Origin of the sequence: Oceanihabitans sp. IOP_32 (genome assembly GCF_009498295.1) — a bacterium.
Taxonomy (GTDB): Bacteria; Bacteroidota; Bacteroidia; order Flavobacteriales; family Flavobacteriaceae; genus Wocania; species Wocania indica.
The window spans coordinates 3026470-3044364 of sequence record NZ_CP040813.1 but is presented as its reverse complement, the minus strand read 5'-3'; the positions used below and the strand labels follow the sequence as shown (position 1 = coordinate 3044364).

Annotated in this window: 12 protein-coding genes and 1 pseudogene; 6 read left to right on the top strand and 7 right to left on the bottom strand. The window is 34.7% G+C overall.

Annotation, left to right across the window (positions count from 1 at the left end; genetic code table 11):
- Window positions 1-178: 178 nt before the first annotated feature.
- From secDF to FEZ18_RS12750, 4 genes and pseudogenes are all read right to left on the bottom strand, one after another.
- A complete protein-coding gene (secDF, locus tag FEZ18_RS12765; RefSeq protein ID WP_153268674.1) occupies window positions 179-3175 on the bottom strand; it encodes a protein translocase subunit SecDF in 2997 nt (998 codons plus the stop codon).
- A 147-nt stretch (window positions 3176-3322) separates the two neighbouring features.
- On the bottom strand, window positions 3323-3937 hold the full coding sequence (locus FEZ18_RS12760; protein ID WP_153268673.1) for a hypothetical protein: 615 nt from the start codon (window positions 3935-3937) through the stop codon (window positions 3323-3325).
- 388 nt (window positions 3938-4325) lie between these two features.
- A pseudogene (mdh, locus tag FEZ18_RS12755) lies at window positions 4326-5251 on the bottom strand (malate dehydrogenase).
- A gap of 286 nt (window positions 5252-5537) precedes the next feature.
- Window positions 5538-6530 carry a DUF6588 family protein gene (locus FEZ18_RS12750; RefSeq protein WP_153268672.1) on the bottom strand — a complete coding sequence of 331 codons (993 nt, stop codon included), beginning with the start codon at window positions 6528-6530 and terminating at the stop codon, window positions 5538-5540.
- Between the two features lie 360 nt (window positions 6531-6890).
- Here FEZ18_RS12750 and FEZ18_RS12745 point away from each other — a divergent pair, with 360 nt between their 5' ends.
- Together FEZ18_RS12745 and FEZ18_RS12740 are read left to right on the top strand one after the other, a co-directional pair.
- Window positions 6891-7808 (top strand): mechanosensitive ion channel family protein, encoded by a 918-nt coding sequence (locus tag FEZ18_RS12745; protein ID WP_153268671.1) that lies wholly within the window; start codon window positions 6891-6893, stop codon window positions 7806-7808.
- 192 nt (window positions 7809-8000) lie between these two features.
- Window positions 8001-8336, top strand: coding sequence for a hypothetical protein (locus tag FEZ18_RS12740; protein WP_228122754.1), 336 nt, complete (start codon window positions 8001-8003; stop codon window positions 8334-8336).
- Here FEZ18_RS12740 and FEZ18_RS12735 read toward each other — a convergent pair.
- The 3 genes from FEZ18_RS12735 to dnaK form a co-directional block, all read right to left on the bottom strand.
- On the bottom strand, window positions 8325-9272 hold the full coding sequence (locus tag FEZ18_RS12735) for an NAD(P)H-dependent flavin oxidoreductase (RefSeq protein ID WP_153268669.1): 948 nt from the start codon (window positions 9270-9272) through the stop codon (window positions 8325-8327). The genes FEZ18_RS12740 and FEZ18_RS12735 overlap by 12 nt on opposite strands.
- 255 nt (window positions 9273-9527) lie before the next feature.
- Entirely contained in the window at window positions 9528-10757 is a 1230-nt protein-coding gene (locus FEZ18_RS12730) for a class I SAM-dependent rRNA methyltransferase (RefSeq protein ID WP_153268668.1), read from the bottom strand.
- A 212-nt stretch (window positions 10758-10969) separates the two neighbouring features.
- Window positions 10970-12883: a molecular chaperone DnaK gene (gene dnaK / locus FEZ18_RS12725; RefSeq protein ID WP_153268667.1), complete on the bottom strand. Its 1914-nt coding sequence runs from the start codon at window positions 12881-12883 to the stop codon at window positions 10970-10972.
- A 540-nt stretch (window positions 12884-13423) separates the two neighbouring features.
- Here dnaK and FEZ18_RS12720 point away from each other — a divergent pair.
- The 4 genes from FEZ18_RS12720 to FEZ18_RS12705 all read left to right on the top strand — a co-directional run bounded on the left by FEZ18_RS12720 (window position 13424) and on the right by FEZ18_RS12705 (window position 17864).
- Window positions 13424-14845, top strand: a complete 1422-nt coding sequence (locus FEZ18_RS12720) for an L-serine ammonia-lyase (protein ID WP_153268666.1) — start codon at window positions 13424-13426, stop codon at window positions 14843-14845.
- 338 nt (window positions 14846-15183) lie between these two features.
- Window positions 15184-16041, top strand: coding sequence for a DUF5694 domain-containing protein (locus FEZ18_RS12715; RefSeq protein WP_153268665.1), 858 nt, complete (start codon window positions 15184-15186; stop codon window positions 16039-16041).
- Between the two features lie 299 nt (window positions 16042-16340).
- Complete coding sequence (gene panB / locus FEZ18_RS12710) at window positions 16341-17159, top strand: 3-methyl-2-oxobutanoate hydroxymethyltransferase (RefSeq protein ID WP_153268664.1); 819 nt, start codon at window positions 16341-16343, stop codon at window positions 17157-17159.
- A 6-nt stretch (window positions 17160-17165) separates the two neighbouring features.
- A complete protein-coding gene (locus FEZ18_RS12705) occupies window positions 17166-17864 on the top strand; it encodes an RluA family pseudouridine synthase (RefSeq protein WP_153268663.1) in 699 nt (232 codons plus the stop codon).
- Window positions 17865-17895 lie beyond the last annotated feature (31 nt).

The window sequence follows — 17895 nt, the reverse complement described above, 5'->3', positions numbered from 1 at the left end:
AATTATTTCAAATAAGCAAGGTGACATTTTAAAAAATGTGCAAAGTTCTTAATTTTAAAAGGATGGACAGCATTATAATATTTTTAATCGGACACTAGTGATTTTTTTCTATAATTATGTCTAATAAAAAAGCCTATCAAATACATGATAGGCTTTTTTGATATAAACATATTAAGAACTATGCGTCCTTCTTTTTAACTTTTAGTTTATTTACAGTATCGTACATAATTGGCGTTGCAATAAACAACGATGAATACGTACCTACAATAACACCTACTATTAAAGCAAACATAAAGCCTCTAATAGAATCTCCTCCAAAAATAAAGATGGATAGTAATACCACTAAAGTGGTTAACGAGGTATTTAAAGTTCGGCTTAATGTACTACTTAATGAGGTATCTACTACTTTATTAAACTCCCATCTTGTATGTTCATTAAAGAATTCACGAATTCTATCGAATACAACAACGGTATCATTTAAAGAATATCCAATAACGGTTAGTATAGCAGCGATAAAAGCCTGATCGATTTCCATTGTAAATGGCATAAATTTATAGGTTAGAGAGAATATACCTAATACAATTAAGACATCATGGAACACCGCAGCAACAGCACCAAGAGAGTACTGCCATTTCTTAAAACGTAAAAGTATGTATAAGAATACTACAATTAAAGATCCTAAAATAGCCCAGCCAGAAGCACGTTTAATGTCGTCTGCAATTGTTGGAGAAACTTTATAGGATTCTAATAGACCCACTTGCTTGTTAACATCGTTTAAATCTATAAACTGCTCGTAAGACACCCCTTCTAAATAAGGTATAAGACCTTCGTATAGTGCTTTTCTTATTTCCTCATCGACATCAGTACCAGTTTCGTCTACTTTATATTTTGTTGTAATTTTTAACTGATTAGCATCCCCAAACGTTTTCGCATCGGCACTTCCAAAAATTTCTGGTTGCGATAATACATCTGTAATTTCAGAAGCACTAACATCTTGATCAAAACGCACTTGGTAGGTACGTCCTCCAACAAAATCTACACCTTGATCTAAACTATTAGTAAATAAAGAACCAATACTAACTACAATAAATACTGCCGAGATGGTGTAAGCGACTTTACGTTTCTTTAAGAAGTTAATATTAATATTTCTAAATAAATTTTTAGTTAATCCTGTAGAAAACTCTAATTTACCACCTCTGTTTACGTGCCAATCTACTAGTAGTCTAGTAATAAAAATAGCAGTAAATAAAGACGTTGCAATACCAATTAATAAGGTGGTAGCAAAGCCTTTAATTGGTCCTGTTCCAAAAATAAATAAGATTAAGGCTGTTAAACCTGTGGTAATATTAGCATCTAAAATGGATGATAGTGCATTATTAAACCCGTCTTTAATTGATTCTTTTTGACCTTTACCTTTTACAATTTCTTCGCGAATACGCTCGAAAATAAGTACGTTAGCATCAACCGACATACCAATGGTTAAAACAATACCCGCAATTCCAGGTAGGGTTAATACGGCACCTAAACCTGATAAAATACCAAAGATTAATAAAATATTTAAAAGCATGGCAATGTCTGAAAATGCACCAGCTTTTCCATAATAGAAAATCATCCAAAGCAACACTAAGGCTAAGGCAATCATAAATGATTTTGTACCACTTTCAATGGCTTCTTTACCAAGAGATGGGCCAACAACTTCACTAGATATAATATCTGCCGATGCTGGTAATTTACCTGCACGTAACACGTTTGCTAAATCGATAGCTTCATTTAATGTAAAATCTCCAGAGATAGAAGAACGCCCACCAGCAATTGGTCCTGTAGTAACCCCAGGGGCAGAATACACGATATTATCTAAAACTATAGCGATTTGGCTGCCTTGAGTAAAGGCTCTACCAGTCATTTCTTCCCAAATCTTAGCGCCTTTAGCATTCATTTGCATGGCTACTTCAGATTTGTTTCCTACCGGACTAAACTCATTGCTAGCATCGGTAACCACAGCTCCACTTAATTGTGGTACATTATCCCTATTACCAACTAAGGCGTATAAATCTACTAACTCACTATTTCTATTTGGTTTACCAAAAGCAAATTTTGCATAACGCTGTTCTGCTGGTAACAAAGCTCTTACTTGTGGTAAGTTTAAATAATTTAAAACAGTTTCTTTATCTTTTAGTTCGAAACTTGCAATTACTGGACCACCTTGATACCCTTGTCCGCGAATTAAATCGAATAAAGGTTCTACTGTGGCCACTGCGGTAGAATCGGTTTCAGCTTTACCTAAAAGCGCATCAATTTGTGAATCTTCAGCATCCTCTTCATCTTGAGGCTCTGTAGCTTCGGTAGTCGTTTCAACCTTAACAATATCTTTTAATACTTCGTTAGCTTGAACTAAAAACGGAATAAATTGTTCTCCTTTATAAGCGTCCCAAAATTCTAATTGCGCCGTACTCTGTAATAATCCTGTAGCACGTTCTACATCTTTAACGCCTGGCAACTCCACTAAAATACGTCCCGAGTTTCCTAAACGTTGAATGTTTGGCGAGGTTACTCCAAACTCATCAATACGTTTACGCAATACTTCGAAAGCAGATACTATAGACTCGTCTATTTTTGTAGATATGATGGCTTTAACCTCATCGTCACTCATACCTCCAGTAATTTCACCATCCAACTCTTTAGTGTAAAATATATCTGGAGAGGCCAATTTGGTATCGCCCTTAATTTTATCAAAGGCAATAAAGAAATCTTCTAAATAGGTATTCTGGCTGCTTTTTTGAAGCTCTGAAGCGTCATCTAAAGCTTTATTAAAGACTGGATCTTTAGTGTTATTAGCTAAGCCCTTTAAAATATCTTTAACCGATACTTGTAAGATTACGTTTAGTCCACCTTTTAAATCTAAACCTAAATTCATCGCTTTAGCTTTCACTTCGTTATAAGTGAATTTCGCAATACCAATATTGTAAATGGTATCGTTTGCTATAGACTCGAGGTAGTCGGCCTCTTCGTTGCTTCTTTTTTCTCTAAAATTATCTTCGGTTTCGGGTATTTTATTAATTGCGAGTTCTTGAGCTTCACTCTCAATTTGGTTGGCTTTAAATGTGAATGATAATTGATAAATACTTACCAACCCAAATAAAAGCGCAAATAATTTTACTAATCCTTTATTTTGCATTTTGTTGTTTTTTGTGTTTTTGTTTCTTAATTATGTTTTGTTAGTATGTTAAAAAAGCTTTTAACACTTAAAACATAAAACTCTATTTGATTTTTCTGTTTAAGTGATTATTACTAGTAAAAGCTAATGGTTAACGCCTTAGTTTGCTTATGCTATTGGACCAGCACGCACCTCAGGAATCTTGTGCGAAGAATTATCGATATTAATAGCAATATTCCAATGTGTGGTGTATGCCACTTTTTCAATGTTTTCGTTTACTTCGAAAACACTAATAAAAACGTGGATGTTAGGGTTTGAAAAACGAAACGTCTTAGATTTTAAATCAAGAACAAAAACGCCGTTTAAATCCCATTCTGAAGAGTTACCGTCGTGTATTTCGTAAATATCGAGATTGTAACTAACCTGGCCATCCTTAAAAGGAAGCTTTGAAGAATCTTTATCTTGATTGTTAAAAACATATTCGAAGCTTAGATTGTTATCTGCTGAAAATGTTTCTTTAATACAAGCAACATCGGTATCGCTGTAATAACTAATTTTTAGTTTTCCACTTCCAGTCTCTTTAACCTTAATATGGCTTGCACCAAGGCTCTGCAATTGTTTTTTTACAATAGCAATGGTGTTTTGAGTCGCTTCGGATGTTATGGAAACACCCGTAAATTGGAGAACAATTTCTTGATTAGGTACAGTAACCTGCTGCTTAGAAATAGCACCGAATAGCGTGAGTATTATAATTAAAGCACTAAAGCACCATTTTGATTTCATGCGCCAAATATAATCAATTTTTAAATTTTCAATAGGTCTATGGTTTTTATTTCTATGTTATTTATTATTATTGAAGAAGAATGGCCTAAAACACCTTAAATGAGTTCGAATAATATCGCATAACATAATTGATGCCCTGATGATATGTTGATTGAACCGTAAGTTGAATTCTGGTTTTGCGATATTTAATACCTATTTCATTTTTAAATGTCGTGTTGTTAATTTGATTTAATCTGCTAGTTGGCGATTAAAACTTAAAAAAACCGTTAAAAGTCACAACAATTATAAGTCGTTAAGATGAAGATACATTATTTTGTCATCTCATTTTTACCAAATAAAAAAGCTGCCAAATTCATGACAGCCTTTATATAAAACAGATAATAGTTTTTTATAGTTCAAGTAAATCATTGGTTTTTTTAACCCCTTCTGCACTTTTTTGCATATGTTCTTTTTCTGCAGCACTTAACGGAATATCGACAATACGTTCAATACCATTCTTACCAAGAATTACTGGCACACCGATACATAAATCGTTTAAACCGTATTCGCCTTCGAGCAAGGTTGAACATGGAAACATTTTCTTTTGATCGCATGCAATAGCTTGTACTAAGCCAGAAACTGCAGCACCTGGAGCATACCAAGCCGAAGTGCCTAGGAGCTTGGTTAATGTAGCACCCCCCACTTTGGTGTCTTCTTTAACTTGATTTAAGCGCTCTTCACTTAAAAACTCAGATACTCTCACACTATTGCGTGTGGCATGAGAAGTTAATGGAACCATACCTGTATCGCTATGGCCGCCAATTACCATACCATCTATATCGCTAATTGGGGCTTCTAAAGCTTCAGCTAATCGGTATTTAAAACGGGCAGAGTCTAAAGCACCACCCATACCTATAATTCTATTTTTAGGTAGGTTTGTAGATTTATGTACTAAATAGGTCATCGTATCCATAGGATTACTACTACAATAATGATGGTATTGGGAGAATGCTCAATTAAACTTGAGGATACTGTTTTTACAATCCCTGCGTTAATGCCTATTAATTCTTCTCGTGTCATACCTGGTTTACGCGGAATTCCAGAAGTGATAACACAAATATCACTATTTGCTGTTTGACTGTAATCACTAGTAACACCAGTAATTTTGGTGTCAAATCCATTTAAAGAAGCGCATTGCATTAAATCCATGGCTTTACCTTCGGCAAAACCTTCTTTAATGTCTAATAATACCACTTCTGAGGCGAAATTCTTAATGGCAATATATTCGGCACAACTAGCGCCCACTGCCCCTGCTCCTACTACTGTAATTTTCATATCGATATATAGGTTTTGTTTATAAAAATTTAATTCAATTCAAATACACCTACAAATTTACAAATAATAAGCTGGTTTAAATAAGAAACGTGTGGGTTTTAATCCCACACGTTTCACTATAAATTTTAATTATATAAAAATTAAAAGCTGTAAGCTGAAATTAAATGTTTTTTTATTCTAATGCTTTAAAGCCAACTTCAAGACTGCTATATTTTCTAAATAAACTAAAACTTTAATATTGTATTTGGTTGGTGAGTAACAAATCTACTTTAAGTTCTTAATAAAATTATCTAAAACTAAAAGCAATACCCATTGATGCTGTATTGTATTCTTGTAAGGTATAATCTGCAAAAATCTTAAAAAACCCTAAGCTCAATCTTGCTCCTAAAGTTCCTCTTAACCCACTTGCTTTAAAATCTAAATTTAAAGGATCTGTTACTGTTTCTGTTACGGCATTACTATATTCAAGATTGTAAGTACCCAATAAATCTAAGTCTGATTTACCACTAGAAAAACCAAGTCCTCCATAAATATTAATAATAGGAAAGTTTAAAGATGCTATAGCTTGAGCTGTAAAAGAATTTAATTTAAACTTAGCGTGCTGATTAACACCTCCTATGGTACTTCCATCCATTCGATAATTTACATCCATAGAGGTATATGCCGCCAAGAAGGACAAGTGTAAAGGTAATCGATCTATAGGTCCCAAAAGACTTGTAAGTTCTTTTTTAAGACCTAAACCAAATAATTTTCCTTTAACATCGTCGCTACCCACCTCTGGAACTAAGCGCAGCATGACATCAAACTTATACGGCAAACCTACACTAAGTTGTATAGCTGGCGTTGGCACAGCGCTTAATGGCAAGTCTTTACTAATACCTTCGGGCATTGTAAAGGATGTACTAACATTTTGGCCTTGAACTGTTGCATTCACATTCATAAGCGCTCCTGGCCCTGTACCAGCCAAAGTTGGACTAGTTAACGACGACGAGGTTACACTTGTTAACCCTAAGTTAGCAAAAGTTATAAGCTCATCTTTACTCGGAACCATGGAAGCACTAAACCCTATTGAAATATCGAAACCCAACTTATCATGAACTTTTGCGGTATGGTACCAACCGCTACTCATCCCATATATCAATCCTTTCATTGCGGGATTCATATAACTTTCTGTAAGTTTACTAGCATCTTCACGAGCTAATAGAATACTTTCTAATTCTTGGGCATTGGAGGTTAACGTTGTTACGCATAACAACATAAGTAGGCTAAATTTTTTCATTATTTTATAGTTTAAGAAGGTAAAATTAAAAATTTAATGTTGACATGCAACTTTTAATGCCTTTTTTTGGTATGACAATAAAATCCTCCAATATGCCTTATTTTGAAATTGAAATTATAAATTAAACGATCACAATAAAACAGATTGTTTAGATCTACAATTATTTAAACCAACTTTAAAAATGATAACATATTTTTTTTGTAGCACCTTAGATTTTAGCGCGTCAAAAAACTACTTTTAAATTAACTTACTAGTTATACTCAGACAGTGAACTAACTTTTAATTTTCGAGCGCATTAATTTTTGTATTAAGATCGAAAAGATATGTTATTTTTACCTGTGAGAACAAATTTCAAGCCTAATGAAAACTAAGAAAAATAAACGTTGGATTTTAAGCTATTCTATAATAGGAATACTCCTTATTGCTTTCTATTATTTAATAGAATTAGAAATTTTAAATCCTTGGGAAGAATATATTCCTTTAATAAAAAAATTAAGTCTGAGTTTATTCTTAATTTCAACCATCTTTTTGATTGGTAAAATCATATCAGATCTCGTAAAAAAACAAAACCATATTGAAGGCGACGAATACAATCTCTTAAGAATTATCAGATTTCTTTCTATTACGCTAAGTCTAATAGTTGTGGCCTCTTTTCTATTTCAAAATCTTTATGCCGCAGCGGTTAGCTTTGGTTTAATCTCCTTAATATTAGGCTTTGCTTTACAGGCTCCAATTACCTCATTTATTGCTTGGATTTATTTAATTTTTAGACGTTCTTATTTGGTTGGTGACCGTATTCAAATAAAGGGATTTCGAGGCGATGTTGTAGAAATAAGCTATTTAGACACCTCTATTTTAGAATGTAATGGCGATTATTTAAACAACGATAAACCGAGCGGTAGGGTGATTAGATTTCCGAATAGTTTAATATTACGTGAAGAAATCATCAACTATTCTGGACCAGAAATTCCATTTATTTGGAATGAAACCCCAATTCAAATTGCATATACCAGTGATCTAAAATTTGTAGAAAATTGCTTAATAGAAGCCACCTTAAGAGATTTTAAGACACGTTATCCAGAATTATCAAACCGCAACCACTGGCCGCCTAGCGTTTATTTTAGAATAAACACCTATGCTTGGATGGAAGCTGTAATTACCTACCCAGTAGAGCCTAAAGATGCAAGCGGACGACGAAATCGCATATTACGTTTGGCATTACCTCTGTTAAATAGTGCTCCAGAAAAAGTAAAATTCCCAGAGGGTACCTTACGCTAAACTTTTTTATTTTTAGTTTAAAATTAAGCTACTTTTTAAAATGGTTTACCTGTTTACCGCTTTATTTTAACTTAAAAAACAGTAAGTAATCTAATAAAATGGTATTTAAACAAATATTTGTTCAGACTGTCATAAATAATCATTAAACTCGTATTTTCCTTATGTGGTGCAATGAATATATATGTTGTTTTTTTGTTAGTATTAATTTCGGGGCATTGTAAAGCGCAAACCATTTCTAAAGATGACAAATTGCATTTTGGAGCTGGTGCTTTAATATCTGCTACAACCTACACAATAGTTTATAGCACTACAAAAAACAAAAAGAAGGCTTTTTGGTATAGTTTAGGTGCCTCAACTTTCGTGGGGCTTGCAAAAGAAGTTTACGATAGCAGTAAGGCGAACAATAAGTTTGATGGCGGTGAATGGGGCGCTACGACATTAGGAGGTTTAACAGCCAGCATTAGCATTAATATATTTACTGGTAAAAATAGAAATAGGAAAAAGACTAAAATGGTTTTAATTGATTAAGCGATTTATAATGTCTTTTGTTGGAAGAATCTCTGTAGTATTCTCGATACTTGGTCCAGCCACCCAAACCGTTTTATAGGTAGCTTTCGTCGCGGCGTTTTTAGCGGCATTCATTCCAATTGAAAAACGAACCATTTTAACCCACTTTTTAAGCTTTTTATTTTTATTTAAAACCGACTCTAACCAGGTTTGTTTCGTACCTATTTTCTGCACATAAGGCGTATTTATTACGGTGCATGGTGTACCAGAAATACGTTCGGTCATCACAATATCTTCAGCTCCATAGTCTACACAAGCTTGTTTGTACTCGTCTGTAACATCTGCTTCAATTGAAGCTATAAATGGGCTACCAACAGATACGCCTTCTGCTCCATAGCTTAACATTTTATCTACATCTGCTTTACAACCAACGCCACCTGCAGAAATAATAGGAATACTACAATGAGCGACTAACTCTTTTATCAAGACCTCAGGAGATTTATCACCTCTGTGTCCACCTGCTTGATTATTAACCGCTATTACCGCATCTGCACCTAAGTGCTCCACTTTTTTAGCAAACTTTAAATCGACCACATCACAAAACACTTTTATTCCCACTTTATGAGCTTGAATTATAGTTTCTTCTGGACTTCCTAAAGAGGTTATAATAAAATCGCAGCCTTCCTCGCAAATAACTTTTAACTGCTCTTTATATTTTAAATTAGATTTATTAACAATTAAATTAAAACCAAAAGCTCCCCCTTCAACCTGATTAGCGTGCAATGTTTTTATAGCCGCACGCAATTCGTCAAGCGTTCGATAATTAAGTGCAGGAATACATCCTGCGATACCACTTTTCATGGCTTCGGTTACCATGGCAACATTCGATACCAAAAACATTGGTGCTTGTATTATGGGATATTTAATATTTAAAAGTTGTGTGAGTTTAGTTGTCATGTTTTTGTTTTATAAAGTCTGAAATCTTGCGAATTGAAGTTTATAGTATTACGTGTACTCTAAAACTTATTAGCAAATATAATAAATATTATGCACGCATAGTAAAAACAACAGTCTTTGTACTTAATACTTAATACTCCCTACTTAATACTCCCTACTTAGTACTTAATACTCCATACTTAATACTCCCTACTTAATACTTAATACTCCCTACTTAATACTTAATACTCCCTACTTAATACTTAACACTTAAACCTATTCCAAAAACCGATAATAAGCACATTTTAAATAAGCACCTTCAGGAAAACCAATAGGATGATCGCTATCGTGTTGCGTTCTTAAAATCTCATCATAATTTCTATTTGAAGATGTTAAGGCTTGGCTATTAATATCGTAAAATGCTTGACTGGAAACCCTTGAAGAGCAAGAGGCTAAAACCAATAATCCTTTTTTAGCAGTTAATTGTTCGCCTAATTTAGCGAGTTGAAAATACTTTTTTTTCGCTAAATCAATTTCTGAGGCTTGTTTTGCAAAACTTGGCGGATCGATTACTACCACATTGAAGGTCACTTGTTTATCTATCAGTTTTTTAAGCTCCTCAAAAGCATCTCCTGCAATCGTTTTGTGGATTCCTACATATTTATTAAGCTTAGCGTTTTGCTTTGCAATTTCTAAAGCTTGTTTACTAATATCGAGACTTGTCACTTCTTTTGCGCCATTATAAAGCGCGTGAATAGAAAATCCACCAGCATAAGAAAACACATCTAAAACCGTCTTGCCTTTACTCCACTCTCCCACTTGTTTACGGTTTGCGCGATGGTCTAAAAAATAACCTGTTTTATGACCTTTTATAACATTGGCTGAAAAATTGACATGATGTTCTACAAACCTAACGACCTCATCGTCTAAACTACCATAAACCACTTCGCCATTTTTAAGCTTATGAAGTTTTGATTGTTCCATACTGCGGCTTAAACGAATGACAACCGTTTTTGACTTTGAAATTTTCTGTAAATTTGGAATTATAGATTCTAAATAGGGCAACCATATTTCAGAATACATTTTCACCACCAAAACCTCAGCATAAACATCGGCAATAAGGCCAGGAAAACCATCGTTTTCGCCAAATAATAAACGGTAACTATTGGTATTGGTTTTTAATAATTTTCTTCGTTTAGCAAATGCGGCTTCTATTTTTTGTTGAAAAAATTCGGCGTTTATTTCTACCTTTTCTATACTATTATGAAGCATTTTTATTCGAATAGGCGAATGGGCATCATATAATCCTAAACCAATGACTCTGTTTTTATTTTTACCGAAAATAATAGCTAAATCTCCAGATTGTGCATCGTCTTTAATTTTAACGATATTATCTGAAAAAATCCATGGATGCCCCTGATAAACAAATTGCTCGCCTTTTGCATTTAGTTTAACCGCTAAACGTTTGGGTTGATAAGACGATTTTAAGGATTTGGAAAAAGACATTTTAGTTTTTTAAAAAGAATGCTAAAAGTACAAAAAGACCTTGAATTTAGGACATGAATAGCACTCTAAAAAACAACAATTTTATCACACAAAAAAACGCAACCAAATTCATGATTGCGTTTTTAAATCTACACTAAATTTTTTGAGATCCCGAAACAAATTCGGGACATGCAATTCGCACATTTCCGATAATATCGGTATGAGCTATCTGCTTACTTCACCTCTTCAAAATCTACGTCTTCAACATCGTTACTTTCACCTTCTGTTTTTCCAGCTTGTCCAGCAGCATCTGGTCCTGGAGCAGCACCACCACCTTGAGCGTCTGCTTGTGCTTTATACATTTCTTCAGAAGCTTGTTTCCACGCTTCGTTAATTTTGTCTAAAGCTGGTGTAATTAAAGCAATGTCTTTAGTTTCATATGCTTTTTTCAATTCTTCTAAAGCATCTAAAATAGGTTGTTTTTTATCGTCTGATAATTTATCACCAAATTCTTCTAATTGCTTTTCAGTTTGGAAAATCATTGAATCTGCTTCATTTAATTTCTGAGCATTTTCAACAGCTTTAGCATCGGCTTCGGCATTAGCTTCAGCATCTGCTTTCATCTTTTTAATTTCCTCTTCAGTTAAACCAGAAGATGCTTCAATTCGAATATCTTGCGTTTTATTAGTCGCTTTATCTGTTGCCGTAACGTGAATAATACCGTTAGCATCAATATCGAAAGTCACTTCAATTTGCGGGGTACCACGCTTAGCTGGTGGAATACCATCTAGATGGAAACGCCCAATCGTTTTATTATCGGCAGCCATAGAACGCTCACCTTGTAATACGTGAATTTCTACTGATGGCTGATTATCGGCAGCGGTAGAGAACACCTGTGATTTTTTGGTAGGAATTGTAGTGTTTGCTTCAATAAGCTTGGTCATAACATTACCCATAGTTTCAATACCAAGTGATAAAGGTGTAACATCTAAAAGTAATACATCTTTAACATCTCCAGATAAAACACCACCTTGAATAGCAGCTCCTAAAGATACCACCTCGTCTGGGTTTACCCCTTTACTTGGCGCTTTGCCAAAGAAATTTTCTACGGCTTTTTGTACGGCTGGAATACGCGTAGATCCTCCTACTAAAATAACTTGATCGATGTCGTTTTTAGAGATACCTGCGGCTTTCAAGGCAGACTCACAAGGCGCGATTGTACGCTTTACTAAATCGTCGATTAATTGTTCGAATTTTGAACGTGTTAACGTACGTACTAAGTGTTTTGGTCCACTAGCAGTAGCCGTAATATAAGGTAAGTTAATCTCTGTTTGTTCTGCAGACGATAATTCAATTTTAGCTTTCTCTGCAGCTTCTTTTAAACGTTGTAGTGACATTGGATCTTTACGCAAATCTAAGGACTCTTCCGCCTGAAATTCGTCTGCTAACCAATTAATTATTTTATCGTCAACATCGTCACCACCCAAGTGAGTATCACCTTCTGTAGATAATACCTCAAAAACACCGTCACCTAATTCTAATATTGAAACATCATGTGTTCCTCCACCAAAATCAAAAACAGCAATTTTTTGGTCTGTTCCTTTTTTGTCCATTCCGTACGCTAAAGCGGCAGCGGTTGGCTCGTTAATAATACGACGTACTTTTAAGCCAGCAATCTCTCCGGCTTCCTTAGTCGCTTGACGTTGTGCATCGTTAAAGTAAGCTGGTACCGTAATAACAGCTTCAGACACTGTTGTACCCAAATAATCTTCGGCGGTTTTCTTCATTTTTTGAAGTACCATTGCCGATAATTCTTGAGCGGTATACATTCTACCATCAATATCTACTCTAGGTGTATCATTATCGCCTTTAACCACTTTATAGGCTACACGTTCTGCTTCAGCTTTAGCTTCAGAAAATTTAGTTCCCATAAAACGCTTAATAGAATAAACCGTTTTTGTTGGGTTTGTAACCGCTTGACGTTTTGCTGGGTCACCAACTTTAATTTCTCCACCTTCAACAAAAGCAATTACCGATGGTGTTGTGCGTTTACCCTCTGCGTTAGGGATAACCACTGGATCGTTACCTTCCATTACAGAAACGCAAGAGTTGGTTGTTCCTAAATCTATTCCAATAATTTTACTCATAATATGTTTTATTTAATTGAATATTATTTTTTTAATGTCGTACTGTTTAAGTCAATCATTATGCCAACTCAAAAAGTATGACACGGTGTCATGTTTTTATACAGCAGCTAACCATAAACCACTCAAAATCATACAAAAACGCAGTACAAGAACTAATTTTACACGAATTTCACTAATTTTCACGAATTAAACCCATACGATTTGTCATGTCGAAATGAGGCACGATTGAGACATCCCATAATCCACTTTACAGGAGCTCAAAACACAAAAAGAATTCGGCATTTGGAGATTAGAGCTATGACACAGAGTTTCACGAAGATTGCGCAGCGATTCACAGAGGCTTTTAAAACTATTTTAATCCAGATTTTAGACTTTGCGTCTTTGCGTCTCCGCAACTTTGCGCAATAAAACCTCTTAAAAGATTTGGTATCACAATTTCCAACAGATACAAACATTAAAAACCTTTCAAGATAATTCATATCAAAAAAATAAAATTCATTTAAAACTATCTATATTTGTTTAGAATATTAATTTAAAATTATGGAATGTATCTCTGTTTTCGATATGCTAAAAATAGGTGTAGGTCCTTCAAGCTCACACACTCTTGGCCCTTGGCGAGCTGCCGAACGTTGGATTAAAGAGCTTAAAGCAACAAACAAATTTGATAATATTCAAGCTATTACTGTCGATTTGTACGGCTCCTTATCGTTAACAGGTAAAGGCCATGCTACAGACTACGCCGTAATGTTAGGTTTAACTGGTGTAGATCCAGAAACCATTCCTACTGATGACATTGAAACCATAGTTTCTAACATAAAAACAAATAAAACACTCACTGTTAATGGTGAAAAATCGATAGAATTTAACCCAGAAACTGCTATTGTTTTCAACAAAAACTTTTTACCATTTCACTCTAATGGAATGTCGTTTACAGCAACTATTAACGGTGAAAAATTAACATCGACGTTTTACTCTATTGGAGGTGGTTTTGTGGTTAAAGAAGAACGCAGCGTTCATAAAAAAAATGCTGAAATAAAACATTCTTTTCCCTATCCTATTGATAAAGGCAGTGAGCTTTTACAGTATTGTATAGATTTAAATATGCCGATTTCTAAAGTGGTTTTAGAAAACGAAAAATCTATTCGCAGCGAAGCGGTTATCGATAGCGAATTAAAACGCATTTGGGATACTATGCTAGAATGCATGTATATTGGTTGCCATACCGAAGGGCATCTTCCAGGTGGCTTAAATGTAAGACGGCGTGCCTTTGATATTCACCAAACTTTAAAAAGCAAAACGCCTTATAGCAATCCCGTAGAATGGTTGTATTCCATTAGAGACACCGAGGTTAAATTTCGACAAATTTTAAAATGGGTTAGCTGTTTTGCTTTAGCGGTTAACGAGGTAAACGCGGCTTTAGGACGTGTAGTTACCGCGCCAACAAATGGCAGTGCTGGAGTGATTCCCGCAGTACTGATGTATTATTTAGTAATTGAAAATCACGATGGCGATTTTGATGATATTAAACGCTTTTTATTAGTGGCTGGCGAAATAGGTAGCATCTTTAAAAAAGGTGCCACTATTAGTGCGGCCATGGGCGGTTGTCAAGCCGAAATTGGCGTATCATCGGCTATGGCTGCTGGAGCATTAACCGAGTTAAGTGGTGGCACACCAGAACAGGTTTTAATCGCTGCCGAAATTGCTATGGAGCACCATCTAGGCTTAACCTGCGATCCTATTGGCGGCTTGGTTCAAATACCTTGTATAGAACGTAATGCCATGGGTGCCATTAAGGCGATTAATGCGGCAGAACTGGCTTTAGATACCGACCCCAAAAACGTTAAAGTGCCTTTAGATAAGGTCGTAAATACCATGTGGGAAACTGCAAAAGATATGAGTACCAAATACAAAGAAACCAGCGAAGGTGGCTTGGCGGTTGGAGTGAATTTATCGGATTGTTAGTGGCAATTCCCAAGGAATTAGATTTTTAAAATACCCTAAAGGGCGTTTTTATTATGTTGAATTATTTTGGCAGAGCTTGTATAAGTGTATAGTTCACTAGAAAATGAACAATTTTTAGCCCTAAACACGAATCTATTGAAAATTAGAAAGTCTTAAAGGCACTCAATTAAATCCTGTTTTTCAGCAATAAAAAAAATTGAAAATTACAAAAGCTTGGTGCATTTGGAACACAACTCTAAAAACCATACTTCTTGCCAATATTTAAACTCATTTGGGATTCAATTAAATATCAAAACATTACCCCTATTAATAATTTTAACCCTATTAAAACGCAGTACATGAAATACATTTTAGGATTACTCATGCTAGCCTTTGTTGCTTGCCAGCCCAAGCAAAAAGACATGACAAAAGCAGCAGATTTAGAGGAAAACAAACTTGAAGTCCTTCTAATTGGAACTTTTCATTTTGCAAATTATAATCCAAAAAACAATTTGGATGTTGCTCAAACTAATGAAGTTGATGTGTTAAGTGCAAAAAACCAAAAAGAACTAGAAACCATAAGTAATAAAATTGCACAATTTAATCCTGATAAAATTTTTGTTGAATATCCTTTTAGGAAACAAAAAAAATTAGATTCCATATTCCAATCGTTTTCTCCAAATAACTATGCTGAATTAAAAAGAAGTGAAACTGTACAATTAGCCTTTAGAGTCGGAAAAAAATTAAATCACGATAAAATATTTGCTTACGATTATCGTGAGTCCTCATTTCCCTATAACCAAATGCTTGAGACTATGAGAAAAGCGAAACAAAGCAAATTGCTTGAAAAAGAAAATACAGATTTAACCAAGTATGAAAACCAATACAATGCGATTGTAAAATCTACACAATCAGTCACACAAATTTTATATTTTTTAAATGAGGAACAAAACAGAAAAGACGATCTAGGTTGGTATTTAAATTTAGCTAATCAAGCGGGATCTCCAACCGATACTATTGGCTCCTATTTGGCTTCAGAATGGTATAAAAGAAATTTATACATGTACGCTAACATTCAAAAACAAATCACAAAAGCGGATAAAAAAATTATGATCCTTTTAGGAGCCAGTCATATTAGCGTTTTTAAAAATTTTATGGATTATAATCCAGAATGGAAAACCGTGGAATTAAAAGAAATAATGAAGTCAAAACAATAGTCTTAAACCTATCCGAATAATTAGAAAATAATCCTGTAAAACTACCGCCATCATTCAAAAACATTTTTACATGGTATCTTTGTGCCCCCGATGTATTGGTTGGTGGCTTAAGGCAACAAAAAACTTTAAAACAAGCTGTTTAAAATCAGCACTGCAAAGCGATTGCGAATCATGTATAAGCACATGACATCTGGAAAAACACCAAAACCAAACCATATACGCAACTCAAAAAGAAAAAATTTAACAGTATCTACATAATTCATTACTTTTACACTCTATAAAAATTAGCATCTAAATCTATGTCTACAGCAAAAAAAGAGTACAAACGCATAACCGTTAAATCGTTGGTTGAAATGAAAACCAATACCGAAAAAATATCGATGCTCACGGCTTACGATTACACTACCGCTAAAATTGTTGATGGCGCAGGGGTTGATGTGATACTGGTTGGCGACTCGGCTAGTAATGTTATGGCGGGTCACGAAACCACATTACCTATAACCTTAGACCAGATGATATATCACGCATCTTCTGTAATTAGAGCTATTAAAAGAGCTTTAGTTGTTGTCGATTTGCCTTTTGGAAGTTACCAAAGCGACCCTAAAGAAGCTCTGCGCTCTGCTATTAGAATTATGAAAGAAAGTGGAGCTCATGCCGTAAAATTAGAGGGTGGTAAAGAAATAAAAGAGTCTATAAAACGTATTTTACATGCTGGAATTCCAGTTATGGGTCACTTAGGTTTAACACCACAATCTATTTACAAATTTGGTACCTACACGGTTCGTGCGAAAGAAGAACAGGAGGCTGAACAGCTTATCGCCGATGCCAAAATGCTGGAAAGAATAGGGTGTTTTGCTATCGTACTCGAAAAAATACCGGCAAAACTAGCCAAACAAGTGGCTGAAAGTGTTAGCATTCCTATTATTGGTATTGGAGCAGGAAGTGATGTTGATGGGCAAGTTTTAGTTTTACATGATATGCTTGGTATGACACATGAATTTAATCCACGGTTTTTACGTCGGTATATGAATTTGTATGAAGACATGACTACTGCTATTTCTCAATATGTGGATGACGTGAAAACTGTAGATTTTCCTAATGAGAGTGAGCAATATTGATTAGAAATGCCTAAAACACGATCTCATAAAACAAACCTACAAGTAATCTACGAAGACAATCACCTCATTATTATAAATAAACGTGTGGGCGATATTGTTCAAGGCGATAAAACTGGCGACCAACCCTTAAGTGATATTGTTAAAGCCTATATAAAAGAAAAATATAACAAACCCGGCAATGTTTATTTAGGTACTGTACACCGCTTAGACCGCCCCACTTCTGGACTTGTTATTTTTGCAAAAACCAGTAAAGTTTTACCTCGACTCAATAAACTATTTGTTTCTAAAGACATTCGTAAAACCTATTGGGCTATTGTTAAAACGGCACCACAAAAAAAAGAGGACACCTTAATTCATTGGCTTAAAAAAAATCCGAAAAACAATAAGTCTTATGCCCACAATAAAGAGGTTACCGATAGTAAAAAAGCCATTTTACATTACAAAACGCTAAAAACTCTAAATAATTACCTGTTATTAGAAGTGAATTTAGAAACCGGAAGACATCACCAGATACGCTGTCAATTAGCCGCTATAGGCTGTCCGATTAAAGGCGATTTAAAATACGGATTTAACAGAAGTAATAATGATGCTGGGATAAGCTTACACGCCAGAGCCATCCAATTTACTCATCCTGTTTCTAAAAACAAGATTCATGTTACAGCTCCCCTTCCTGAAGATCCTTTATGGGATGCTTGTTCGTCATAATTTAAAATCCTTAAAAAATTCAACAAATCAC